The organism is Rathayibacter sp. AY1C1 (genome assembly GCF_002932105.1).
Classification (GTDB): Bacteria; Actinomycetota; Actinomycetes; order Actinomycetales; family Microbacteriaceae; genus Rathayibacter.
The window spans coordinates 21,549-43,530 of record NZ_PSWH01000019.1 but is presented as its reverse complement, the minus strand read 5'-3'; the positions used below and the strand labels follow the sequence as shown (position 1 = coordinate 43,530).

Below are 21,982 nucleotides of genomic sequence, written 5' to 3'. Positions count from 1 at the left end.
CCCGGGGATCCGCGTTCCAGCGGATCCGCGTCGCCGTGCGCCTGCCGCTCTTCGGGACCCGGCCGCGCGCTCGGGCCGACTGCGGGACGCCGCGCGGGGAGCGGCGTCCTAACCAGCACTGTGCAAGGCGAACGCCGTCACGAACCCGAGCACCGCGTACAGCCCGGTGAGCACGTCGTCGCGGTCGAACGCCTCGGGGATCATCGTGTTCGAGATCATGGCGAGGATCGCGCCGGCGGCGACGGTCGTCACGAAGGCCACGACCGCGCCCGGTGCGGTGGCGAAGACCAGGAAGCCGACCAGCGCTGCGGCGGCCGAGATCGCGGCGATCCCGCCCCAGACGGTGAAGACGTAGCGGGCGGAGCGGCCGTCGGCTTTCATGCCGACCGTCGAGGACAGGCCCTCGGGGAGGTTCGAGATCGCGACCGCGGCGACGATGGGCACGCTGATCGCCGCTCCCGCGCCGCCCTGGGCGACCGAGAGGCCGAGCACGATCGATTCGGGGACCCCGTCGATCAGGGCGCCGGCCGCGATGGCCGCGCCTCCTCCTCCGCCCGATCCCTTCGCGCTCTTGCGGTTCCCCGCGCCGGCGCGGGTGAGCAGCGCGTCCGCGCCGACGAAGACGACGGCTCCCGCGAGCGTGCCGAGGATCGTCGGGAGCAGTCCTCCGTCGTCCGCCGCCTCCTGCACGAGCTCGTAGGCGAGCGCCGAGATCAGCACCCCTGCTCCGAAGGCGGAGATCGCGGCGGTGAGCTTCGGGGGCACGCGCACGAACCAGGCGAGCGCGGCGCCGATCAGGAGGGTGGCGCCGCCGATGGCGCCGCTGGCGAGGGCGAGGGTCCAGGGAGGCACGGCTCCACCCTGGCATCGGCGGCGTCCGGTCGCGGCGGGCTTGACGGGGGCGCTCCGGCGGCGCTCGACCCGCCTCCGCCGGCCCCGACAGCTGTCGTGCAGGCGTCGGGCCGCGATGCCCGGCCGATCCTCGGCGATGGAGGGCCGCTCGGGCCGGGCGTCCCCGTAAACTGCCGGAATGGCGGAGTTCAGCGCGAGTGTTTTCCAGAACGAGTTCCTCTCGGACGGCGCCACCGACGTGCACGCCATCGTCACGGTGACCGCGTCCGGCACGGGGGTCGCCGGGTCCGACGGGGCCGCGGCCGAGATCATCATCGTCGACTGCTCCGGATCGATGACCGGCGAGAACATGACGGCCGCGAAGCGCGCCGCCGCCGTGGCCGTCGACCAGATCCTGGACGGCACCTTCTTCGCCGTCGTGGCCGGGTCCGAGCGCGCCGACCGCGCCTTCCCGTACCCCAACGCCACCGTCTCGATGGTGCGGATGGAGCCGGGGGCGCGAGCCGCGGCGAAGGAGGCGATCGGCTACCTCCAGGCCGACGGCGGCACCGCGATGGGCACCTGGCTGACCCTCGCCCGCCAGCTGTTCGCGACCGTGCCGGAGGCGACGCAGAGGCACGCGATCCTCCTCACCGACGGCAAGAACGAGCACGAGTCGCGGATGCAGCTGGACGCGGCGATCCGCGCGGCGTCGGGCGACTTCCAGTGCGACGTGCGCGGCGTCGGCTCCCGCTGGATCGTCGAGGAGGCGCGCACCATCGCGAGCGCCCTGCTGGGCACCGTGGGCCTGATCGCGAACCCGGCCGACATGGCTGCCGACTTCGAGTCGCTGATGCGGGCGTCGATGGGCCGGGGAGTCGCCAACGGCGAGCTCCGCGTCTGGACTCCGCAGGGCGCGCAGCTGCTCTTCGTCCGCCAGGTCGCTCCGAACCTCGAGGACCTCAGCTCCCGGCGGAACGCCGTGAACCCGCTCACCGGCGCCTACCCGACCGGCGCCTGGGGCGACGAGTCGCGGGAGTACCACGTGGCGGTCCGGGTCGCGTCGAAGCCGGTCGGCTCGGAGCAGCTCGCCGCGCGGGTGCAGCTCAGCGTGCGCGACGAGGTGGTCGCCTCCGCCCTGGTGAAGGCGCGCTGGACGGACGACTCCGCCCTGACCGCCCGCATCGACCCCGCCGTCGCCCACTACACCGGCCAGACCGAGCTCGCCTCCGCGATCCAGGACGGGCTCGCGGCCAAGGCGCGGGGCGACGAGGCGACCGCCACGGTCAAGCTCGGGCGGGCGGTGCAGCTCGCCTCCGTCACCGGGAACGACGAGGCGACCGCGAAGCTGCGGAAGGTCGTCGAGATCGACAACCCGAACGAGGGCACCGTGCGGCTCAAGCGAGGCGTGGACCGCCTCGACGAGATGGCGCTGGACACCGCGTCGACCAAGACCACGCGGGTGCGCAAGTGAGCTTCCGCTGCCCCGAGGGGCACACCTCGCAGTCCGGGGACTACTGCGACGTCTGCGGGGCGCCCATCGGTGCCGCTGCGGCCCCGTCGCCCGCTCCCGCCGCGCCGACCACCGCGATCCCGACCGGCCCCTCGGTCTGCCCGCACTGCTCGTTCCCCAACGAGCCCGGCGCCCTGTTCTGCGAGAACTGCGGCTACGACTTCACGACCGGCTCCCTCCCCGAGGCCGATCCGTTCACCTCCTCCGGCGCCGTCCGCGCTCCGGGCGAGGTCGGCGGCTCCGCGACGCCGTCGGGGGACCCGGCCCAGCACCTGGGCGAGGCGCCCGCGCCGCAGGCCGATCCCGCGGCTCCGACCGAGCTGATCCCGGAGCAGGAGGCCGGCTTCGACACCCCCGTCGCGACCGCGCCGCCCGCCGCTCCGCCGACCGAGGTGATCCCGGAGGCCCCTGCACCCGAGGCCGCAGCCCCCGACCCGGCACCCGGGGCCTCAGCGTCGGAGGAGGAGGCTGCGTCCGCGCCGGCCACCGGCTCCGCCCGCCCCGCCGCCGCCTCCGCGGACCCGGACCGCCCGTGGATCGCCGAGCTCTGGGTCGACCCGGAGTGGTACGCCGAGCAGCGCGCCGACGACCCCATGCCCTCGCCCGGCCCGCCCGCGACCGTCGTCCTCCGCGAGCGCACCCTGCTCGTCGGCCGCCCGTCCGTCTCCCGCGGCATCTCGCCGCAGGTGGACTGCGGCTCCGACTCCGGTGTTTCGCGGCGCCACTGCCAGCTGAGCACCGACGGCTACCGCTGGTGGGTCGAGGATCTGCAGTCGGCGAACGGCACGTACCTCGCCCCGGCCGGGGCTCCGCTCCCGCAGTCGCCGATCGCCGCCGGTCAGCGCCGCGAGGTCGAGGAGGGCGATCGGATCTACGTGGGCGCCTGGACGCGGATCGTGCTCCGTCCCGCGTTCCCCGGCGAGGCCTAGGGCCCCGCGCCCGGTCGGTCAGCGACCGGCGAGCGCTCCGAGCATCCACGACAGCGCCGCGATCGCGCCGACGCCGACCACGCTCGAGCCGATGATCACGGAGCGCCGGATCCGTGCCGCGCGCGAGTCCGAGGCGGTCGGCGCGCCCGAAGCCGAGCCCGTCGTCATCCCGCCGCGGAGCCGGTGCGCGACCTCGTCGGCGGTCGGCCGCTTCTCCGGGTCCCGCTGCGTCATCGAGGTCAGCAGCGCCCGCCACTCCGCCGGCAGGGCGTCGGGCACGGAGGGGCTGCGGTGGAGGCGGGCGATCGCCGCCTCGAGGACGGTGCCCGAGTACTCCCGGTGACCGGTGATCGCCTCGAGGAGGACCAGGCCGAGGGAGAAGACGTCGCTCGCTCCGCTGATCGGCTCGCCCGCGACCTGCTCCGGGCTGACGAAGCTCGCGGTGCCGATCACGACGCCGTCGCTGGTGAGGCGGGAGCCGTCCATGAAGTGCGCCACGCCGAAGTCGGTGAGCTTGGCGGTGCGGGCGTAGCCGCTGGAGGCGACCTCGCTGACCAGGATGTTCGCGGGCTTCACGTCGCGGTGCACGACGCCGCGCTCGTGCAGGTAGGCCAGGGCCTCCGCGAGCTGTGTGCCGATCGCCGCGACCTCCGCCGCCGGGAGGGGGCCGGACTCGAGCCGCGCCTCCATCGTGGGGTCGGCGACGAGCTCCATCACGACGTAGCGGCGGACCTCGCCGCCGAAGTTGTGCAGCCCCGCGTCGAAGAGGTTGACGATGCCCGGGTGGGCGAAGGAGCTCAGCATCCGCACCTCGCGCTCCTGGCGGGCCACGTCCTCGGGGTTCGAGGCCTCCGCGCGGAACACCTTCACGGCGACCTCGCGCTGCACGGTCTCGTCGCGGGCCCGGTAGACCGAGCCCATCCCGCCGGAGCCGATGCGCTCGATCAGGTAGTAGCGGCCGGCCACCTTCTGCTGGGCGGCGTTCGCGGCGACGGTACTCATGGCGATCCCGCCTTCCGCTCGAACGGTGCGCTCCGGAGCGCACGAGGTGGGCGCCTGCGACGACGGTACCGCGGGGCGGCGCCGGCCGGGTCGGCGGAACGGGGGGATTGACACTCCCGGCCCCGGACGGGGGGACGAATGGCCGCTCAGCGCACCGATCCGCACCCCCCCCCGCCGCGAGGTCAGCGGAGGCCGCTGCGCGCGAAGCCCTGCACGAAGTAGCGCTGGAACACCAGGAACAGCACCACCATCGGCACGACGTTCACCAGGGCGAACGCCATGGTCGCTCCGTAGTCGCTGCCGAACTGCCCCTGGAGGAAGAGCAGCCCGATCGGGAGCGTGAACAGCGCGTTCTCCTTCAGGGCGATGAGCGGCCAGGCGAAGTCGTTCCAGGAGCCGAGCAGCGACATGAAGAAGAGCACGGCGATGAGCGGCTTCGAGAGGGGGAGGACGATGGCCGTGAACACGCGGAAGTGCCCGGCGCCGTCGATCCGGGCCGCCTCGATCAGGTCCCGCGGGATCGCGAGGATGAACTGCCGCGCCAGGAACAGCCCGAACGCCGACGCCGCCGTCGGCAGGATCACCGCCCAGTAGCTCCCGTAGAGGCCGAGGTCGGTGACGAGCCGGAACAGCGCCACCATGATCACCTGCACGGGCAGGGTGAGCGTCGACAGGGCCAGGAGGAAGAGCACGCCGGATCCGCGGAACCGCAGCTGCGCGAAGGCGTACCCGCCCAGCAGGTTGATCGTCACGGTGATCAGCGCGGTGACCAGGCTGATCGCGAGGGAGTTGCCGAACCAGGTCGCCACGGGGAACGACGAGAACACCCGCTCGAAGTTCACCAGCGTCAGCTCGCGCGGCCAGAGGCGGAGGGTGCCGCCGAGCAGCTCGGACCGCGAGGAGAACGCGACGACGACCATCCAGTACAGCGGGAAGACGATGACCACCGAGACACCGAGGGCGAGGGCGAGGCGGAGCAGGCGCGAGGTGCGCGACGTGCGGATCATTCGACGAGGTCCCTCGAGCGGTTGGTGCGCCACTGCACCGCGGTGAAGATCATGGTCAGGATCAGCAGCACGATGCCGATGGCCGCGGCGTAGCCCTGGTCGCGGGTGACGAACCCGGTGTCGTAGGCGTAGGTCACGAGCACCGAGGTCGCGTTCTGCGGTCCGCCGCCGGTGAGCACGAAGACGATGTCGAACACCTGGAACGAGTAGATGACGTTGAGGATGAGCAGGAAGAACGACGACGGGCCGACCAGCGGCAGCGTCACGTGGCGGAACTGCTGCCACGCGTTCGCTCCGTCGAGCCGGGCCGCCTCGTAGAGCGCCGGGTTCACCCCCTGCAGCCCCGCCAGGTAGATCAGCATGTTGAAGCCGGTGCGCCACCACAGGGTGACGAGCACCACGGAGGCGAAGGCCGCCGCTCCGCCGGACTGCCAGGCGATGCGGGGGAGGCCGATCGTCTGGAGCATGCCGTCGAGCACGCCGCTGTTCTCGTCGAAGATCAGCACGCCCATCAGCGCCGTCGCCACTCCGGAGACCGCCATCGGCAGGATGAGGATGCTGCGGAACACCGGCCGCGCGGGCAGCACCGAGTTCATCAGCACCGCCGCGCCGAGGCCCAGCGCCATCGAGAGCGGGGTCACGATCAGGGTGAACAGCGCCGTGTTCAACGTCGAGCGCCAGAAGAGGCCGTCGCCGAGCAGCCGCGCGTAGTTGTCGAGCCCGACGAAGACGCCGTCGCCGAAGCCGTTCGTGCGCTGGAAGCCGATCAGGAACGCGCCGCCCAGGGGGACGAACACGAACAGGCCGAGCATCAGCAGGTTCGGCGCGAGGAACGCGTAGGCGGCCGCCGTCTCGCGGGCGGGGGCGCGGGAGGCGCGCCGGGAGCGGGCGGTCACCGCCTCCGGCGCGAGGACCGACCGGCTCACTGCGTCGCGGCCGCGATGCCGGAGGTGAGGCCGGCGATGGTGTCCTCGGTGCTGCGCCCGCCGACGAAGGCCTGCTCCAGCTGCTCCTTGAGCACCGTGATGATCGCGGCCATGTCGGGCGAGGCGACCTGCGCCGAGTCGGACGCCTGGACGGTGCCCGCCTGGCCGAGGAACACCTCGGCGAGCTCGGGGCGCACGGCGAACTCGATGCCCGACTCCGTGAGGTCGCGACGGGTGGGGAGGAGGGAGGCGCCGGCGCAGAAGTCGCGCATCGCCTCCTCCTCCGTCACGAACGCGAGGAAGGAGGCGGCCAGCTCCGGGTTCTTCGCGGCCTTGGTCGCGACGAGGGCGTTGCCGCCGAAGTCGCCGCCTCCGCGCACGTTGCGCGGGGAGTAGGTGGCGCCCCACTCGAAGTCGAGGGTGGAGTCGGCGTCGGGGATGAGGAACGCGCCGGCGAAGGTCATCGCGGTGGTCTGCGAGTACCAGAGGTCGCTGGCGTAGGTGGTCGCCTGCACGGAGCTGCTCGGCGGCACGAGGCCGTCGGTGAAGAAGCTGCGGCTGAAGTCGATCGCGGCGCGGCCGGCGGCGGAGTCGATCGCGGGCCCGGACAGGTCCTCGGTGAGGAAGCGGCCGTCGGCCTGGAAGAGCAGGCTCAGCCAGCGCGTGACGCCGTTGCCCTGCCAGTTGTAGGCGAAGGGGTAGCGCTCGGCGGGGAGCGAGGCGCGCAGCTTCCGCCCGACCTCGGTGAACTCCTCCCAGGTCCACGCCTCCTCGGGCGAGGACGGGAAGGAGGTGACGCCCGCGTCGGCCAGCACCTGCGTGTTGTAGAGGATCAGCGAGGTGTCGGTGTGGTGGGGGACGCCGAAGGGGCTCCCGCCGCTCTGCACCGCGGCCCAGGCCGGATCGGTGAACCGCTCGGCGACGTCGGAGTCGAGGAAGCCCGACAGGTCCAGGAGCTGGTCGCGGCCGGCGTAGCTGCCGAACGTGTAGTACGGGACCCGGAAGACGTCCGGCGGGTTCCCCGCCTGCAGCTGCGCGTCGATGTTGGTGAACATCTGCTCGTACGGGACCGCGTTGAGGGTCACGGTGGCGCCGGCGTTCGCCGACTGGAACGCGTCGATCGCGCGCTGGAAGCCGGCCAGCTCGGCGTCGGTGCCCCAGGTGGTGAAGGTGAGGGTGTCGCTGCCGGCGCTCGCCGCGGGGCCCGCGGGGGCGAAGCCGCAGCCGGAGAGGACCGGGACGGAGGCGGCGACGCCGAGGGCTCCGAGGAAGCGGCGGCGGTCGAGGACCGCGCGTCCGAGCTGCGAGAGGTCGAGAGCCCCCGAGGGGAGCCCCTTGCTGGTCAGGCCCATGACGGCCTCCTTCCGGGGGCCAGCGGCAGGCTCCCGGGGGCAGGCTATTCCGGCAGGGCCGCGGGTATCGCGGCTGGACGGATCGGCCGATCCATGAGAGGAGCGGCCGATCCGCGCGGCGGGCGTTCAGCCGCGGCGGCCGAGCATCCCCTCGAACGAGCCGTCGAGCGCCCACGGGTCGGGCGTGGAGCCCGAGCGGGAGGAGCGGGCGGCTTGATCGGCCAGCTCGCGTCCGGCGCGCTCGATGCGCGAGGGCAGCGCCCGTCCGTCCTCGGTCGCGCCGCCCCAGTCGTCCGTCGCCGCGAACACGGTGGTCGCGAGGGGCGTCGCGTGCAGGTAGGTGAAGAGCGGGCGCATCGCGTAGTCGACGGCCAGGGAGTGGCGGGGGGACCCGCCCGTGGCCGCCAGCAGCACGGGCAGGCCGCGCAGCGCCTCCGTGTCGAGCACGTCGACGAACGACTTGAAGAGCCCGCTGTAGCTGGTGGTGAAGATCGGCGTCACGGCGATCAGGCCGTCGGCGCCGGCGACCGCGTCGAGCGCGGTCTGCAGTGCGGGGCTCGCGAAGCCGGTGAGGAGGTTGTTCGTGACGTCGTGCGCGAGGTCGCGCAGCTCCACGACGCTCCGCTCGACGGCGAAGCCCTGCTCGGCGAGGGAGGACTCGGCGGCGTCGGCCAGGCGGTCGGCGAGCAGCCGGGTCGAGGACGGCTGGCTGAGGCCGGCCGAGAGGACGGTGATCCTGCGGGTGTCCATGGAGAGCTCCTGACTAGACGGTGACGGGCTCGGCCGCGGGCTGCGCGTCGCGCGCGGCCACGAGGGAGGCGTGGGTGGGGGCGTCGGGCACGTGCGCGGGGCGGCCCTCGGCGAAGCCGGCGCGGAGGGCGGGGAGGATCTCGCCGAGCATGTCCATCTGCTCCAGGACGGTCTTCAGCGGGAGTCCCGCGTGGTCCATCAGGAAGAGCTGGCGCTGGTAGTCGCCGACGTACTCGCGGAAGCCGAGGGTGCGGTCGATGATCTGCTGCGGGGAGCCGACGGTGAGCGGGGTCTGCTCCGTGAAGTCCTCCAGCGAGGGGCCGTGGCCGTAGACGGGGGCGTTGTCGAAGTAGGGGCGGAACTGCGAGACCGCGTCCTGCGAGTTCTTCGCCAGGAAGATCTGCCCGCCGAGGCCGACGATCGCCTGATCGGCGGTCCCGTGGCCGTAGTGCTCGAAGCGCTGGCGGTAGAGCTGCACCATCTTCTGGGTGTGCGAGGCGGGCCAGAAGATGTGGTTCGCGAAGAAGCCGTCGCCGTAGTAGGCGGCCTGCTCGGCGATCTGAGGGGAGCGGATCGATCCGTGCCACACGAACGGCGCGACACCGTCGAGGGGGCGCGGGGTCGACTGGAAGCCCTGGAGGGGCGTGCGGAACTGGCCCTCCCAGTCGACGAAGTCCTCGGTCCACAGGCGGTGCAGCAGGTCGTAGTTCTCGATCGTCAGCTCGATGCCGCGGCGGATGTCCTTGCCGAACCACGGGTAGACGGGGCCGGTGTTGCCGCGGCCGAGCATCAGGTCGACGCGGCCGCCGGCGAGGTGCTGGAGCATCGCGTAGTCCTCGGCGAGCTTCACCGGGTCGTTCGTGGTGATGAGGGCCATCGCGGTGGAGAGCGTGATCCTCTCGGTCTTCGCCGCGAGGTAGCCGAGCGTGGTGGTGGGGGAGGAGGACCAGAACGGCGGGTTGTGGTGCTCGCCCAGGGCGAAGACGTCGAGGCCGATCTCCTCCGCCTTCAGCGCGATCGCGAGGGTCGCCTGGATCTTCTCGGACTCGGACGGGGTCCGTCCGGTCGTGGGGTCGGTCGTGATGTCGCTGACCGTGAAGATGCCGAACTGCATCAGGCGCTCCTTCTGTCCTCCGGCCCGGTGGGGCCTGGTCCATGCGTTTGCATGTACATCCTCATTCAACCACGTGCGGCCGGATCTATTCCCGTGGATCCCCGGGCCTCCGCCGGCCTGTCGGAGGACGGCGCCGGTGCCGTGCCCGGACGTCGCCGACCCGCCCCGCTCGCCCCGCGGCCGCCCGAAACATCCCCGCAATACGCCCCGCACTAGAGTCGTGCCATGGGTGACCTCTTCGACGGATACGGGTCCCAGAAGGTCGAGCGGCCCGACACGGGCGCCACCCCCTGGGACGAGATGTTCGCCGACGTGGCGTCGACCGGAGGCCCCGACGGGGTCCGCGGCGCCTACCGCGACATCTACTCCTCGCTCGCGCGGATGACCCAGGAGGAGCTGCGCGGCCGCACCGACGCGCTCGCCTCCTCCTACCTCGCGCAGGGCGTCACCTTCGACTTCGCGGGGGAGGAGCGGCCGTTCCCGCTCGACGCCGTCCCCCGGGTGATCGAGCGCGCCGAGTGGAACGAGGTGCAGACCGGCATCAAGCAGCGGGTCCGTGCTCTCGAGGCGTTCCTCGCCGACGTCTACGGCCCGCAGAACGCCGTGGCCGACGGCGTCATCCCCGCCGGGCTGATCTCGAGCTCGAGCCACTTCCACCGGCAGGCCGCGGGCATCGTCCCCGCGAACGGCGTGCGGATCCAGGTGTCCGGGATCGACCTGATCCGCGACGAGAAGGGCGGCTGGCGGGTCCTCGAGGACAACGTCCGCGTGCCCTCCGGCGTCTCCTACGTCATCTCGAACCGCCGGGTGATGGCGCAGACGCTGCCCGAGCTGTTCGTCTCGATGCGGGTGCGCCCGGTCGGCGACTACCCGAACAAGCTGCTGCAGGCACTGCGCGCCTCCGCCCCCGACGGCGTCGACGACCCGACCGTGGTCGTGCTCACTCCGGGCGTCTACAACTCCGCCTACTTCGAGCACACCCTCCTCGCCCGCCTCATGGGCGTCGAGCTGGTCGAGGGCCGCGACCTGTTCTGCACGGGCGGCAAGGTGTTCATGCGCACCACCTCCGGCCCGACCCGGGTCGACGTGATCTACCGCCGCGTGGACGACGAGTTCCTCGATCCGCTGCAGTTCCGCGCCGACTCGATGCTCGGCTCACCCGGGCTGATGCTCGCGGCCCGGCTCGGGAACGTCACGATCGCCAACGCGGTCGGCAACGGCGTCGCCGACGACAAGCTCGTCTACACCTACCTGCCCGACCTCATCCGCTACTACCTCTCGGAGGAGCCGGTGATCAAGAACGTCGACACGTGGCGGCTCGAGGACCCGGGAGCGCTCGAGGAGGTGCTCGACCGCCTCGACGAGCTCGTCGTGAAGCCGGTCGACGGCTCCGGCGGCAAGGGCCTGGTCGTCGGGCCGGCCGCCTCGGCGAAGGAGCTCGCGGAGCTGCGCTCCCGCCTCCAGGCCGACCCGCGCGGCTGGATCGCGCAGCCGGTCGTGCAGCTCTCCACCATCCCCACCCTCGTCGACGACGGGATGCGCCCCCGGCACGCCGACCTGCGGCCCTTCGCCGTGAACGACGGCACCGACGTCTGGGTGCTGCCCGGCGGCCTGACCCGCGTCGCGCTCCCGGAGGGGCAGCTCGTCGTCAACTCGTCGCAGGGCGGCGGATCGAAGGACACCTGGGTGGTCGGCCTCGAGGAGGCGCGCAGCGCGGAGCCCGAGGCGCGCGACATCCAGGCGCTCGTCGCCGAGCAGGCCGCGGTCACCAGCTCCATCCCGATCGTCTACCCGCTCAACCACACGCCCGACCACTCGCCGCAGGACGCGCCGAACACCGACCAGGACCAGCAGCAGCAGCAGACGCTCGCGGCGGGGGAGGACGACTGATGCTCTCCCGGATCGCCGAGTCGCTGTTCTGGATCGGCCGCTACATCGAGCGGTCCGACGGCACCGCCCGCATCCTCGACGTCCACCTCCAGCTCCTGCTCGAGGACCCGTGGATCGACGAGGACACGGCCTGCCGCTCGCTCCTGTCCGTGATGGGCTCGACCCCGCCCGACGACATGCGCGAGATCACCCGCGCCGACGTGCTGGCGATCCTCGCGATCGACCGCACGAACCCCGCCTCGATCGCCTACTCGCTCGGCGCCGCCCGCGAGAACGCCCGCCGGGCGCGCGAGATCGTCTCGACGGAGCTCTGGGAGTGCCTCAACACCACGCGCACCCGGATGCCGCGCCGCGTCTCGGGCGAGCGGGTGTCGGAGTTCTTCAGCTGGGTGAGGGAGCGCTCCGCCCTCGCCGTCGGCATCATCGAGTCGGCGACCTCGCGCGACGAGGCCTGGCAGTTCTTCACGCTCGGCCGCTCGATCGAGCGCGCCGACATGACCGCCCGCCTGCTCGCCACCCGCTCGCTGACCGAGGCGAGCGGCCCCTCCTGGACCACGATCCTCCGCTCCTGCGGCGCCTACGAGGCGTACCTGCGCACCTACCGGGGCGTGCCGAGCGCGCGGAACGCGGCCGAGTTCCTCCTCCTGGACCGGCTGTTCCCGCGCTCGATCCTCTTCTCGGTCTCGCGGGCGGAGGCGTGCATGCGCGACATCGAGCCGCGCACCGGCCGCATCGGCCACTCCGGCGACGCGCAGCGCGTCCTCGGGCGGATCCGCAGCGAGCTGGAGTTCCGGCCGATCACCGACATCCTCGAGGACCTGCCGCGGCACATGGACAGCGTGCAGGAGGCGACCTCGGCCGCTTCCGAGGCGATCCGCCAGCGGTACTTCCCCACCAACGTCATGCCGAGCTGGATCGGGGAGGCGCTGTGAGCAGGCTGCGCATCAGGCACACCACGGGCTTCACCTACGCGGGGGACGTGGTCGCGTCCTACAACGAGGCGCGGATGCTCCCCGCCTCCTCGGACGGGCAGCTGGTGCTGTTCTCGAACCTCGACATCAGGCCGGTGACCTCGGTGCACGCCTACACCGACTACTGGGGCACCCGCGTCTCGTCGTTCGACGTGCTCGACGCCCACCGCGAGCTCTCGCTGACGGCGACCTCGCTCGTCGAGATCCGGCCGAAGCAGCACCCCGACCACCCGACCGGGTGGGATCAGCTGTCCGAGCAGGTCGAGACGCGCACCGAGTACGTGGAGCAGTCGAAGCAGACCCACCGCACCGCGCCGCCGGAGGACCTCGCGGCGATGGCGCGCTCGCTCGCGGACGAGGCGGCCGGCCCGTGCGAGGCCGCGCTCATGATCGCCGAGACGATCGGCCGGGCGATGACCTACCGGCAGGGCGTCACCGGCGTGCACTCCACCGCGACGGAGTCGTGGACCGCGCGCGAGGGCGTCTGCCAGGACATCACGCACATCGTCCTCGGGGCGCTGCGCTCGGTGGGCATCCCGGCGCGCTACGTCTCGGGCTACCTGCACCCCAAGCCGCACGCCGAGATCGGCGAGACCGTGGTGGGGGAGTCCCACGCCTGGGTCGAGTGGTTCTGCGGAGGAGCCTGGCGCGGCTACGACCCGACGAACCTGATCGACATCGGCGACCGCCACGTCATCGTCGGCCGGGGCCGCGACTACAACGACATCGCGCCGTTGCGCGGGGTGTTCGCCGGGCCCCGCTCGTCGAAGCTCTTCGTCCGCGTCGAGATCACCCGCGAGGCCTGAGGGCGGGCGGCGGTCGCGCCCCGCGTCGGGGGCGACCCGTCGAGTGGGCGGTCCGCGGATCCGCCCGGCGTGCGGACCGGCCGACGGAGCTTAGGCGCGCGGACGCAGCAGGGGGACTCCGCCGGTGGCGGGCAGAGCCTCCGGCCCGGGGGCCGCGAGCCGGGCGGCGCGGCGCAGGCGGAGGTGGAAGGCGAGTCCGATGGCGGCCGCCGCGATCCCGGAGGCGGCGCCGACCAGCATCGCCTGGCGCGGACCGTAGGCGTTCGCGACCCAGCCGATCAGCGGGGCGCCGATCGGGGTGCCGCCGACGAAGATGGCCATGTAGAGCGCCATGACCCGGCCCCGCATCTCGGGGGCGGTCGAGAGCTGCACGTAGCCGTTGGCCGAGGTCATCAGCGTCTGCGCCGCGATGCCGACGAAGGGGAGCAGGATCGCGAACGCCCAGACGGTCGGCATGACGCCGGCCAGCGCGAGCGCGACGCCGAACGCCGCGGAGGCGCCGACGATGAGCCGGAGCCTCGGGCGGTCGCGGCGAGCCGAGAGGAGCGCCCCCAGCACCGAGCCGACGGCGATCGCGGAGGAGAGGAGGCCGAACTCGCTCGCCCCCATGTCGAACTCGACCGTCGCCATCGTCGAGGCGAAGATCGGGAAGTTCAGGCCGAAGGTGCCGATCAGGAACACGATCGCGAGCACCACGAGGATGTCCGGCCGCTTCGACACGTAGCGGAACCCCTCCAGCAGGGCACCCGGGCCGCGGGTGGCGCGTGGGGCGCTGCGGAGCTGGTCGCGGTGCAGCGCGCGCAGCGAGAGCAGGACGGCGAGGAAGCTCGCGGCGTTGAGGAGGAAGACCCAGCCGGAGCCGACCGCGGCGATCAGCACGCCCGCGAGGGCCGGTCCGATCATCCGCGCCGAGTTGAAGGAGGCCGAGTTCAGCGAGACGGCGTTGGTGAGGTCGCGCTCCTCGACCAGCGCCGACACGAACGTCTGGCGCACGGGCGCGTCGATCGCCGCGGCGAAGCCGAGCAGCAGGGCGAAGAGGTAGACCATCCAGAGCTGGACGACCCCGGTCACGACGATGAGCCCCAGGCCGAGCCCGAGCGCGCCCATCGCGCCCTGGGTGGCCATCAGGAGCTTCCGCCGGTCGAAGCGGTCGGCGATGAAGCCGGAGAAGGGCACCATCACGAGCTGCGGTCCGAACTGCAGCGCCATGGTCACGCCGAGCGCCGTCGCGTCGTGGTCGGTCAGGTCGTTGATCACGATCCAGTCCTGGGCCGTGCGCTGCATCCAGGTGCCGACGTTCGAGACCATCGCGCCCGCGAACCAGATGCGGTAGTTCGGCACGGCGAGGGAGCGGAACATCGCGCTCATCGGTCGGCCACTGCGCGCAGGACCGCCGCCGCGTCGTGGAGGAGGCGCAGGTCCTCGGGAGGGAGCTCCTCGAGGCGCGCCACGAGCCAGGCGTCGCGGCTGCGGCGCACGTCGAGCACCAGTGCGGTGCCGGCCTCCGTGGGGCGGATGCGGGTGACGCGGCCGTCGGCGGGGTCGGCCAGGCGCTCCGCGAGTCCTTCGTCGACCAGGCAGCCGACCGTGCGGGTCATCGACGGCGGGCGGACCCGCTCCGCCTCGGCCAGCTCGCCGAGGGTCTTCGCGCCCTCGCGGTGCAGGAGCGCGAGCACGCTGAACTGCGGATCGTTGAGCTCGTGCTGGGCCTTCTCCTGCCGGAGCCGCCGTCCGAGCCGGCCGACCGCTGCCCGCACCTCGCCGGCGAGGGAGGTCAGCGGGAGATCGGTCTGCGGGAGATCGGTCTGAGGGGTCTCGGTCTGCAGGGTCTCGGTCGATGGCACATAGTTAGCCTAACAAAAGAACTGCCGCTCAGGCGGAGGTCCGCGCGGTCCGCACCGCCCCGATGCTCGCGGCGACCACGAGCGCGATCCCGACGGCCTCGACGGCGCTGAGGCGCTGGCCGAGCACGAGGAAGCCCGAGAGCGCGGCCGCCCCGGGGGAGAGCGACATCAGGATCGAGAAGGTGGAGGAGCGCAGGCGCCGCAGCGCCAGCAGCTCCAGCGCGTAGGGCACCGCGGAGGAGAGCACCGCCACGGCGAGCCCGAGGAGCAGCACCGGCGGCACCACCAGGGCGGGCCCGGCGGAGGCGATGCCGAACGGCAGCGACACGATCGCGCCGGCCGCCAGCGCCAGCGCGAGCCCGTCGATCCCCTGGAACCGCCCGCCGGTGCGGCCGGCGAAGACGATGTACGCGGCCCAGAGCACTGCGGCCCCCAGCGCGAAGCCGACGCCGACCGGGTCCAGCGCGGAGAACCCGCCCTGCGACAGGGTCACCACCCCGGCCAGCGCGAGCACCGCCCAGACCAGGCTCAGCACGCTCCTCCCGGCGATCACCGAGAGCGTCAGCGGCCCGAGCACCTCGAGGGTGACGGCGGCGCCCTGCGGGATCCGGGCGATGGCCTCGTAGTAGCAGGCGTTCATCCCGCCGAGGGCGAGACCGTAGGCGGCGACGGTGGCCCAGTCGCTCCGGCTGTGGCCGCTCAGCCGCGGACGGCAGACCAGGAGCAGAACGACGGCCGAGAACACCAGCCGGAGCGTGACGGTGCCGATCGGCCCCGCGGCGGGGAAGAGCAGCACGGCGAAGGAGGCGCCCAGCTGCACGCTCGCGACCGACCCGAGCACCAGGCCGATCGAGCCCGCGCTCGCCGGGCGCCGCTCCGGAGCGGCCGCTGCGCTCAGCTGGAGCGCCGCTGCGTCTGGACGGGCGGGACGTTGTATCCGAGCAGGCCGACGCCGGTCGCGTCCCAGCGCAGCGTGGTCAGCGAGACGTTGTCGACCACCGGGAAGGTGTGCCGATAGGTCTCGGGGTTGATGCCGAGGTAGGCGCACAGCAGGAGGCGGATGAGCGTGCCGTGCGCGACGACGAGCACGCGGCCGTCGGGGTGCTCGCGGTGGATGCGGGCGAGGGAGGTGTTCGCGCGGGCGACGGCGTCGAGGCCGGACTCGCCGCCGGGCATCGGCTGGATGGCCGGCGCCGCGACCCACGCGTGGTACTCGTCCGGGAAGCGCTTCTCCATCTCGTCGGTGGTCAGCCCCTCGCCGCGGCCGAAGTCGACCTCGACCAGGGCCGGGTCGGGCTGCAGCTCGAGGTGGGCCGCCCGCGCGGCGGGCACGGCGGTGCGCACGGCCCGGACCAGGGTGGAGGAGTACACCGCCTCGAGGTCGGCGTCGACGGCCCAGGCGGCCAGAGTCGCCGCCTGGTCCTGGCCCCGGGGGGTCAGCGCGATGTCGGAGGAGCCCGCGAAGCGGTTCTCGGAGTGCCAGACAGTCTCTCCGTGCCGGGCGAGGATCAGGGTCGTCACCCCCTGAGCCTACCGACCGCGCGGGCCCGCGGGCCCCGCGCTCAGGCGGCGGGGACGCCGTAGTGCGCGTCGACCATCACCGGGAGGTGGTCCGAGACGCCCTGGGGCAGCGTGGAGACCCGCTCGATCCGCACGGAGTCGCTGATCGCGAAGTCGAAGTGGCCGCTGAAGTAGCGGTAGCGCGCGTAGGTGGGGGAGTCGCTCCGCGAGACCAGGTAGCCGTTCCGGGTCATCCGGCGGTCGAGTCCGCGGAAGAACCACGGGTAGTTGTAGTCGCCGACCATCAGGGAGGGGGTGTCCGGCGCGTACTCGCGCAGCCGGTTGAGCGCCTCGTCGATCTGCTTGCGGCGCAGGGCGTTGCCGGCCGAGAGCGGGGCGGCGTGGAAGGAGGAGACCGCGATCGATCCGCCGTCGCGGTCGTCGAGGCGGACGGCCAGCAGGCGCTCGTGAGCGGGGGACATCACCCGGTCGTGCATGGACTTGCTGAGCTCGAAAGCGGCGCTGCCGGAGAGCTCGAAGCGGTCCTGCGAGTAGTAGACGGCAAGGCCCAGGCGGTTGCGGGCCGTGACGGACGCGAGCCGGAGCGAGCCCACCTCCTGCGGCAGCTTCGTGGTGTCGCACTCCTGCAGGCACAGGACGTCGATGTCGTGGCGGGCGGCGAGGGGGGCGATCTCGGCGTGCGCTCGGTGCTCCCGGAGGTTGTAGGAGATCACGCGGAGGGCGCGTTCGGTCGGCTGCATTTCGCCAGTGTAGGGCGCGCCGACCGAGCGCCGGCCGACCCTCCGGCGAACACGGAGGGACCTCCTCGGAACGCGGTCGGAACGTTCGCCGACCGGCCGGGGAGGTCCCTCGCGGAGCCGTGTCAGTGCTGCTCGGTGCCCGAGGCGTCGGTCTCGGCGTCGGTGCCGTGGACGCCGTCGGTGGGGCCCCAGTCGGGCAGCGGGGGGTTCTGCTCCTCGCCGTCGGCGCCGACGCCGTCGGCCAGGGGGGAGGCCGCGCCGCCGACCTCGTCGAGGCCCGCGGAGGTGCCGGTCTCGGTGGCGGGGTCGGGCGTGCGGGCGCCGTCGGTCGTGTCGGTGGGGGTGGGCTCGATGTCGTAGTCGGAGCTGCTCATGTCCCGACGCTACGACTCCGCCGCCCGCGGGGGCACCCCCTTGCGCTCCCGCGAACGACGGAGGCCCCCCGCACCGGGAAGGTGCGAGGGGCCTCCGAAGGGGGAGTGCTCAGCGTCCGTAGGCGGAGGCGGCGGGGCAGTCGAACGGGTCGCCGCCGGCCGACAGGCCGACCTTGTTGAGGTAGCGGACGACGATCGCGTACGACTCCATCAGCGAGGTCTCGGTGTAGGGGATCTGGTGGGTGGTGCAGTACTCCTTGGCGATGACCTGCGCACGGCGCAGCGCCGGGCGGGGCATGTTCGGGAAGAGGTGGTGCTCCACCTGGTAGTTCAGTCCGCCCATGTAGAGGTCGGTGAACCAGGTGCTGCGGATGCTGCGCGAGGTGAGGACCTGGCGGCGGAGGAAGTCGACGCGCGCCTCCTTCGGCAGCAGCGGCATGCCCTTGTGGTTCGGCGCGAACGAGGCGCCCATGTAGAGGCCGAAGACGCCCAGCTGCACGCCGACGAAGGCGAACGCCAGGCCGAGGGGGAGGGCCCAGAAGACGACGGCGAGGTAGAGGCCGACGCGGGTGACGAGCATGGTGATCTCGACCCAGCGCTTGTCGACCTTGCCCTTGCCGAACACGGTGCGGAAGCCGTGCAGGTGCAGGTTGAGGCCCTCGAGCAGCAGGAGCGGGAAGAACGCGTAGCCCTGGCGGCGGGTGAGCCAGGCGTAGAGGCCGCGCGAGCGGGCCGCGTCCTCGGCGGTGAAGGAGACGACGTCGCGCTCGATGTCCGGGTCCTTGCCCAGCACGTTCGGGTTCGCGTGGTGGCGGCTGTGCTTGGTCATCCACCAGGAGTAGCTGATGCCGACGAAGAGGTTCGCGAGGGTGCGCCCGGCGACGTCGTTGGCCCTGCCGGACTCGAACACCTGGCGGTGCGAGGCCTCGTGGGCGAGGAAGGCGAACTGCGTCAGCACGATGCCGAGGGCGGCGGCGAGCAGGAGCTGGAACCAGGAGTCGCCCAGCAGGACGAAGCCGGTGACGATGCCGCCGAGCGCGAGGACCAGCGCGCCGAACATCGTGTAGTAGAAGCCGGTGCGGCGGCGGAGGAGCCCCGCGTCGCGGACCGTGCTGAGGAGACCGGAGTACTCGGTCGTCGGGTTGACGCGGCCGTCGGCGCGGGGGCGGGTGCGGACGACGCGGGGGGCGCCTCCGGTGACGGACGTGGTGGTGGGGGTGCTCATCGGCGCCTCGCTCTTCGTGGTGACCGTCGGCGTCGACGGTCTCTCGGTGAGCGATCCCGACGGGGGCGGTCCGCTCATGGTTCACCGCGTCGGTAGGGGCCGGACGCGGCATCAGGGCGACCGGGGTCAAGGGCAACCTGGTGTGAACACTACGGGGACGGCGGCGGCACCGCACCATGGCGATTGCCAGCCTTCGCTCCGCGCGTGTCGGGAAGGGGGAGTGCGCCTCCGGCAGGACCGCCGGAGGCGCACGGGCTCAGGAGCCGATCGAGTCCTGCGGGCGGCCGGACTTGAGCGCGGCGAGGCGCGCCTCCACCTCGGTCATCTCACCGAGGTCCTCGAGCGACTCGAACTGCGCGTCCAGGCTCGAGGAGGCGAGCTCCTCCGCGCCGCGGACGCGCGCCTCCTCGCGGCGGATCTTCTGCTCGAAACGGCTCACCTCGCTCGTCGGGTCCATCAGGTCGATGCTCTTCACGGCGTCCTGGACCTGGCTCTGCGCCTCGACGGTCTTCGAGCGCGCGATCAGCTCGTCGCGCTTGCTCGAGAGCTGCTGCAGCTTCTCGCGCATCTGGTTCAGGCCCGACTTGAGCTTGTCGACGACCTCGGTCTGCGAGGCGATGGTCGGCTCGGCGTCCTTCGCCTCCTTCTCGGACTGGATCTGGCGCTGCAGAGCGACCTTGGCCAGCGCGTCGAACTTGTCGGCGTCGCCGGCGCTCCCGCCGGTGCGCAGCTCGTCGGCCTTGCGGCTCGCGGCGAGGGCCTTGCCGCCCCACTCCTGGGCGTTCTGCACGTCCTCGCGGTAGTCGTCCTCGAGCAGGCGCAGGTTGCCGATCGTGGTGGCGATCGCCGCCTCGGCGTCGCGGATGCTGTCGGTGTAGTCGCGGACCATCTGGTCGAGCATCTTCTGCGGGTCCTCGGCCTGGTCGAGGAGTGCGTTGATGTTGGCCTTCGCGAGCTGCGCGATGCGGCCGAAGATCGACTGTCTCTGAGCCATGGGTGTCTCTCCTTGCGTCGTGGGTGGTGCCGGATGTCGGAGGTGGTGCCGGAGTCGTGGGGGAGGTGATGGTCGTCGGTCGTGCGCGGATGCCCGGGGGCGCTCAGAAGCGCCCGCCGCCTCCACGGCGTCCGCCTCCGCCGCTGCTGCGCCCGCCGCCGAAGCCGCCGCCGCCGGAGCGCCGGGACGAGCCGCCGCCGCCGAAGCCGCCGCTGAACCCGCCTCCGCCGAAGCCGCCCGAGCGGTAGCCGCTGTGGCGTCCGCCTCCCAGGAGCGACTCGACCAGGATCCCGCCGAGGAACGCGCCGGTCGTGTCGCCTCCGTAGGGGCTGCCGACGGCGTTCGGCGCGGAGTAGGCGCCGGCGTCGGCCCGCGCCCGCTCGAGCGCCTGCTGGGCGAGCTGCGAGGCGCGCTGGGCGGAGGCGAGAGCCTCGCGGGGGTCGGTGGCGGCGATGCGCTCGGCGTACTCGGCCGAGCGGGCGGCCTCGGCGACGCGGGTGCGCGCCTCCGAGCCGACCGCGCCGCGGCGGGCCGCGATGAAGTCCTCGGCGGCCGAGACGCGGCTGCGGGCGGAGGTGAGCTCGGCGCCGAGGGCGGCCCGCTCGCGCTCGCGCTGGGCCTGCGCGTCGCGGAACCCGCCGACGGCGGCGTCGATCGTGGCGTCGGCGGCGGTGAGCGCCTCGAGCAGGGCGAGCGGGTCGTTCGGCCGCACGGAGGCGGCGCGCTCGACGTCGTCGAGGGCGGCCTCGGTCGAGGCGACCGCCGCGGCGACGTTCTGCGCCTGGGCGGCGGACTCCGCGTCCTGGGAGGCGGCGAGCGCTCGTCCCTGCGCCACGTCGGCGCGGATCTCGGCGATGCGGCCGGCGAGCGACGCCTCCGCCTTCTGCAGCTCGTCGCCGCGCGTCGCCACCGCGTCGACGAGCCCGGAGGCCTGCTCGGCGGCCTGCTGCCCGGCGCGCAGCAGCACGGCGGCGCGGCCGGAGTCGCCGGCCTGCAGCGCCTGCTGGGCGCCGGCGAGCTGGTCGCGGGTGAAGCGGAGGCGGTCCTCGGCCTGGTCGGCGTCGTCGCCCACGTCGTCGATCGCGGTCGGCGCGTAGCGGGACGCGAGCTCGGCGAGGCGGGCTCGGGCCGAGGGGAGGCGGTCGCCGACCTCGGCGGCGCGGGCCGTGAGCGCGGCGGCGACCTGCGGCGCGTTCTTCTCGAGGTCCCGCAGCTCCTCGAACGCACTCGCGCGCTCGTCGAGCGTCTGCTCGGCGTCTTCGCAGAGCTGGAGGATGCGCTGGTAGCCGTCGCGGCGCTCCTGATCGGTCTCCGGCTCGGCGTCGTCGAGGCGCTGCTGCAGGGTGAAGGCCTCGCCGAGCAGGCGCTTCGCGGTGACGAGCGCCTCGCGGAACGCGCCGGTCGCGTCGGCGCCGAATTGCGCCTCCGCGAAGCCGACCTCCTGCTCGCTGGTGCGGACGGCGTCGTCGGCGTGGACGAGGGCCGACCCGGCACGGGTGGCGAGTTCGTCGATCGAGGCCTCCACCGCCTCCTGGGCGCGGCGCTTCCGCGCGCGGCGGACGAGCAGCAGCACCACGAGGCCGACCACGACGAGGGCCGCGAGCACGCCGAGCGCGATCAGCAGCCCCGAGCCGAGGGACTCGCCGGCGCTGGGCGCGTCGAGGCGCTGCCCGATCCCGTCGGCGGCGGCCACCGCGGCTCCGGCCCAGTCGCCGTCGGCGAGCCTCGGCTCGATGTCGTCGGACTGGAGCGAGGAGACCTGCGCGTCGTCGAGGGCGAAGCCCTGCGCGACCGACACCTGGTACTGGCGGGCGTCGACCGCGACGGCCAGGAGGACGTCGTCGGTGCCCAGTCCGTTGCGGGTCGCGGTCTCGTCCGCCCACGCGGCGCGGTCGGACGGATCGGTGAAGGAGTCGACGAAGGCGACGAACAGCTGCACGCGGTGCTGGTCGTAGAGGGCCCGCGAGGCCTGCTCGATCTCGGCGGTCTCTCCGGAGCTCAGCACCCCGACCGAGTCGAGGACGGTGGAGGAGGAGAAGGAGACGGGCGATTCGGCCGTCGCCGCGGTCGCGGGGACCAGCGCGAGGACCGCGGCGATCAGGAGGGCCGCGAGCGCCGGCAGCAGCCGGGAGCTCACGGGGTGGTGGGGTCTCGCCGGCATCGCGCACACTCCTTCGTCGTCGCCTCCCGAGT

At 73.0% G+C, this 21,982-nt stretch carries 21 protein-coding genes; 5 read left to right on the top strand and 16 right to left on the bottom strand.

Annotation, left to right across the window (positions count from 1 at the left end; translation table 11 throughout):
* Nucleotides 1-108 precede the first annotated feature (108 nt).
* On the bottom strand, nucleotides 109-852 hold the full coding sequence (locus tag C5C71_RS10580) for a ZIP family metal transporter (protein ID WP_104223842.1): 744 nt from the start codon (nucleotides 850-852) through the stop codon (nucleotides 109-111).
* A gap of 178 nt (nucleotides 853-1,030) precedes the next feature.
* Here C5C71_RS10580 and C5C71_RS10575 point away from each other — a divergent pair, with 178 nt between their 5' ends.
* Nucleotides 1,031-2,305, top strand: coding sequence for a VWA domain-containing protein (locus tag C5C71_RS10575; RefSeq protein ID WP_104238603.1), 1,275 nt, complete (start codon nucleotides 1,031-1,033; stop codon nucleotides 2,303-2,305).
* Entirely contained in the window at nucleotides 2,302-3,273 is a 972-nt protein-coding gene (locus C5C71_RS10570; protein ID WP_104337650.1) for an FHA domain-containing protein, read from the top strand. The genes C5C71_RS10575 and C5C71_RS10570 overlap by 4 nt, the downstream gene beginning before the upstream one ends.
* 18 nt (nucleotides 3,274-3,291) lie before the next feature.
* Here C5C71_RS10570 and C5C71_RS10565 read toward each other — a convergent pair whose 3' ends face one another.
* The 6 genes from C5C71_RS10565 to C5C71_RS10540 form a co-directional block, all read right to left on the bottom strand.
* Nucleotides 3,292-4,275, bottom strand: a complete 984-nt coding sequence (locus C5C71_RS10565) for a serine/threonine-protein kinase (protein WP_104337649.1) — start codon at nucleotides 4,273-4,275, stop codon at nucleotides 3,292-3,294.
* 182 nt (nucleotides 4,276-4,457) lie between these two features.
* Entirely contained in the window at nucleotides 4,458-5,282 is an 825-nt protein-coding gene (locus tag C5C71_RS10560; protein WP_104223846.1) for a carbohydrate ABC transporter permease, read from the bottom strand.
* Entirely contained in the window at nucleotides 5,279-6,178 is a 900-nt protein-coding gene (locus C5C71_RS10555; RefSeq protein WP_258068708.1) for a carbohydrate ABC transporter permease, read from the bottom strand. The genes C5C71_RS10560 and C5C71_RS10555 overlap by 4 nt, the downstream gene beginning before the upstream one ends.
* A 26-nt stretch (nucleotides 6,179-6,204) precedes the next feature.
* The gene (locus tag C5C71_RS10550) at nucleotides 6,205-7,560 is read right to left on the bottom strand and encodes a sugar ABC transporter substrate-binding protein (RefSeq protein ID WP_104223847.1); all 1,356 of its coding nucleotides are present in this window, start codon (nucleotides 7,558-7,560) and stop codon (nucleotides 6,205-6,207) included.
* 126 nt (nucleotides 7,561-7,686) lie between these two features.
* Nucleotides 7,687-8,310 (bottom strand): FMN reductase, encoded by a 624-nt coding sequence (locus tag C5C71_RS10545; protein ID WP_104337648.1) that lies wholly within the window; start codon nucleotides 8,308-8,310, stop codon nucleotides 7,687-7,689.
* Nucleotides 8,311-8,323: 13 nt separating this feature from the next.
* Entirely contained in the window at nucleotides 8,324-9,424 is a 1,101-nt protein-coding gene (locus C5C71_RS10540; protein WP_104226200.1) for an LLM class flavin-dependent oxidoreductase, read from the bottom strand.
* A 225-nt stretch (nucleotides 9,425-9,649) separates the two neighbouring features.
* Here C5C71_RS10540 and C5C71_RS10535 point away from each other — a divergent pair, with 225 nt between their 5' ends.
* From C5C71_RS10535 to C5C71_RS10525, 3 genes are read left to right on the top strand one after another with little or no spacing between them, the layout of a single operon-like run.
* On the top strand, nucleotides 9,650-11,314 hold the full coding sequence (locus C5C71_RS10535) for a circularly permuted type 2 ATP-grasp protein (RefSeq protein WP_104223850.1): 1,665 nt from the start codon (nucleotides 9,650-9,652) through the stop codon (nucleotides 11,312-11,314).
* Nucleotides 11,314-12,246 carry an alpha-E domain-containing protein gene (locus C5C71_RS10530; protein ID WP_104223851.1) on the top strand — a complete coding sequence of 311 codons (933 nt, stop codon included), beginning with the start codon at nucleotides 11,314-11,316 and terminating at the stop codon, nucleotides 12,244-12,246. Before C5C71_RS10535 ends, C5C71_RS10530 begins: the two co-directional genes overlap by 1 nt.
* Entirely contained in the window at nucleotides 12,243-13,091 is an 849-nt protein-coding gene (locus C5C71_RS10525; RefSeq protein ID WP_104337647.1) for a transglutaminase family protein, read from the top strand. The genes C5C71_RS10530 and C5C71_RS10525 overlap by 4 nt, the downstream gene beginning before the upstream one ends.
* A gap of 90 nt (nucleotides 13,092-13,181) precedes the next feature.
* Here C5C71_RS10525 and C5C71_RS10520 read toward each other — a convergent pair whose 3' ends face one another.
* The 9 genes from C5C71_RS10520 to C5C71_RS10480 form a co-directional block, all read right to left on the bottom strand.
* Nucleotides 13,182-14,459, bottom strand: a complete 1,278-nt coding sequence (locus tag C5C71_RS10520) for an MFS transporter (RefSeq protein ID WP_104223853.1) — start codon at nucleotides 14,457-14,459, stop codon at nucleotides 13,182-13,184.
* Nucleotides 14,456-14,935, bottom strand: coding sequence for a MarR family winged helix-turn-helix transcriptional regulator (locus C5C71_RS10515; protein WP_258059385.1), 480 nt, complete (start codon nucleotides 14,933-14,935; stop codon nucleotides 14,456-14,458). Before C5C71_RS10515 ends, C5C71_RS10520 begins: the two co-directional genes overlap by 4 nt.
* Nucleotides 14,936-14,963: 28 nt before the next feature.
* On the bottom strand, nucleotides 14,964-15,776 hold the full coding sequence (locus C5C71_RS10510) for a DMT family transporter (protein ID WP_258068707.1): 813 nt from the start codon (nucleotides 15,774-15,776) through the stop codon (nucleotides 14,964-14,966).
* Nucleotides 15,777-15,829: 53 nt separating this feature from the next.
* Nucleotides 15,830-16,456: a histidine phosphatase family protein gene (locus C5C71_RS10505; protein ID WP_104223854.1), complete on the bottom strand. Its 627-nt coding sequence runs from the start codon at nucleotides 16,454-16,456 to the stop codon at nucleotides 15,830-15,832.
* 41 nt (nucleotides 16,457-16,497) lie between these two features.
* A complete protein-coding gene (locus tag C5C71_RS10500; RefSeq protein WP_104223855.1) occupies nucleotides 16,498-17,196 on the bottom strand; it encodes an endonuclease/exonuclease/phosphatase family protein in 699 nt (232 codons plus the stop codon).
* 122 nt (nucleotides 17,197-17,318) lie between these two features.
* Nucleotides 17,319-17,570 carry a hypothetical protein gene (locus C5C71_RS10495; RefSeq protein ID WP_104246865.1) on the bottom strand — a complete coding sequence of 84 codons (252 nt, stop codon included), beginning with the start codon at nucleotides 17,568-17,570 and terminating at the stop codon, nucleotides 17,319-17,321.
* A gap of 109 nt (nucleotides 17,571-17,679) precedes the next feature.
* On the bottom strand, nucleotides 17,680-18,795 hold the full coding sequence (locus C5C71_RS10490; protein WP_181065694.1) for an acyl-CoA desaturase: 1,116 nt from the start codon (nucleotides 18,793-18,795) through the stop codon (nucleotides 17,680-17,682).
* Between the two features lie 256 nt (nucleotides 18,796-19,051).
* Nucleotides 19,052-19,789 carry a PspA/IM30 family protein gene (locus C5C71_RS10485; protein WP_104223858.1) on the bottom strand — a complete coding sequence of 246 codons (738 nt, stop codon included), beginning with the start codon at nucleotides 19,787-19,789 and terminating at the stop codon, nucleotides 19,052-19,054.
* Between the two features lie 103 nt (nucleotides 19,790-19,892).
* Nucleotides 19,893-21,950: a TPM domain-containing protein gene (locus tag C5C71_RS10480; protein ID WP_104323709.1), complete on the bottom strand. Its 2,058-nt coding sequence runs from the start codon at nucleotides 21,948-21,950 to the stop codon at nucleotides 19,893-19,895.
* Nucleotides 21,951-21,982 lie beyond the last annotated feature (32 nt).

Excerpts from the sequence above, each read along its gene's own strand:
- C5C71_RS10485 (WP_104223858.1), bottom strand. The coding sequence starts at position 19,789 with ATGGCTCAGAGACAGTCGATCTTCGGCCGCATCGCGCAGCTCGCGAAG.
- C5C71_RS10540 (WP_104226200.1), bottom strand. The coding sequence starts at position 9,424 with ATGCAGTTCGGCATCTTCACGGTCAGCGACATCACGACCGACCCCACG.
- C5C71_RS10575 (WP_104238603.1), top strand. The coding sequence starts at position 1,031 with ATGGCGGAGTTCAGCGCGAGTGTTTTCCAGAACGAGTTCCTCTCGGAC.
- C5C71_RS10490 (WP_181065694.1), bottom strand. The coding sequence starts at position 18,795 with ATGAGCACCCCCACCACCACGTCCGTCACCGGAGGCGCCCCCCGCGTC.
- C5C71_RS10535 (WP_104223850.1), top strand. The coding sequence starts at position 9,650 with ATGGGTGACCTCTTCGACGGATACGGGTCCCAGAAGGTCGAGCGGCCC.
- C5C71_RS10545 (WP_104337648.1), bottom strand. The coding sequence starts at position 8,310 with ATGGACACCCGCAGGATCACCGTCCTCTCGGCCGGCCTCAGCCAGCCG.
- C5C71_RS10530 (WP_104223851.1), top strand. The coding sequence starts at position 11,314 with ATGCTCTCCCGGATCGCCGAGTCGCTGTTCTGGATCGGCCGCTACATC.
- C5C71_RS10560 (WP_104223846.1), bottom strand. The coding sequence starts at position 5,282 with ATGATCCGCACGTCGCGCACCTCGCGCCTGCTCCGCCTCGCCCTCGCC.
- C5C71_RS10565 (WP_104337649.1), bottom strand. The coding sequence starts at position 4,275 with ATGAGTACCGTCGCCGCGAACGCCGCCCAGCAGAAGGTGGCCGGCCGC.
- C5C71_RS10520 (WP_104223853.1), bottom strand. The coding sequence starts at position 14,459 with ATGAGCGCGATGTTCCGCTCCCTCGCCGTGCCGAACTACCGCATCTGG.
- C5C71_RS10495 (WP_104246865.1), bottom strand. The coding sequence starts at position 17,570 with ATGAGCAGCTCCGACTACGACATCGAGCCCACCCCCACCGACACGACC.
- C5C71_RS10500 (WP_104223855.1), bottom strand. The coding sequence starts at position 17,196 with ATGCAGCCGACCGAACGCGCCCTCCGCGTGATCTCCTACAACCTCCGG.
- C5C71_RS10550 (WP_104223847.1), bottom strand. The coding sequence starts at position 7,560 with ATGGGCCTGACCAGCAAGGGGCTCCCCTCGGGGGCTCTCGACCTCTCG.
- C5C71_RS10480 (WP_104323709.1), bottom strand. The coding sequence starts at position 21,950 with ATGCCGGCGAGACCCCACCACCCCGTGAGCTCCCGGCTGCTGCCGGCG.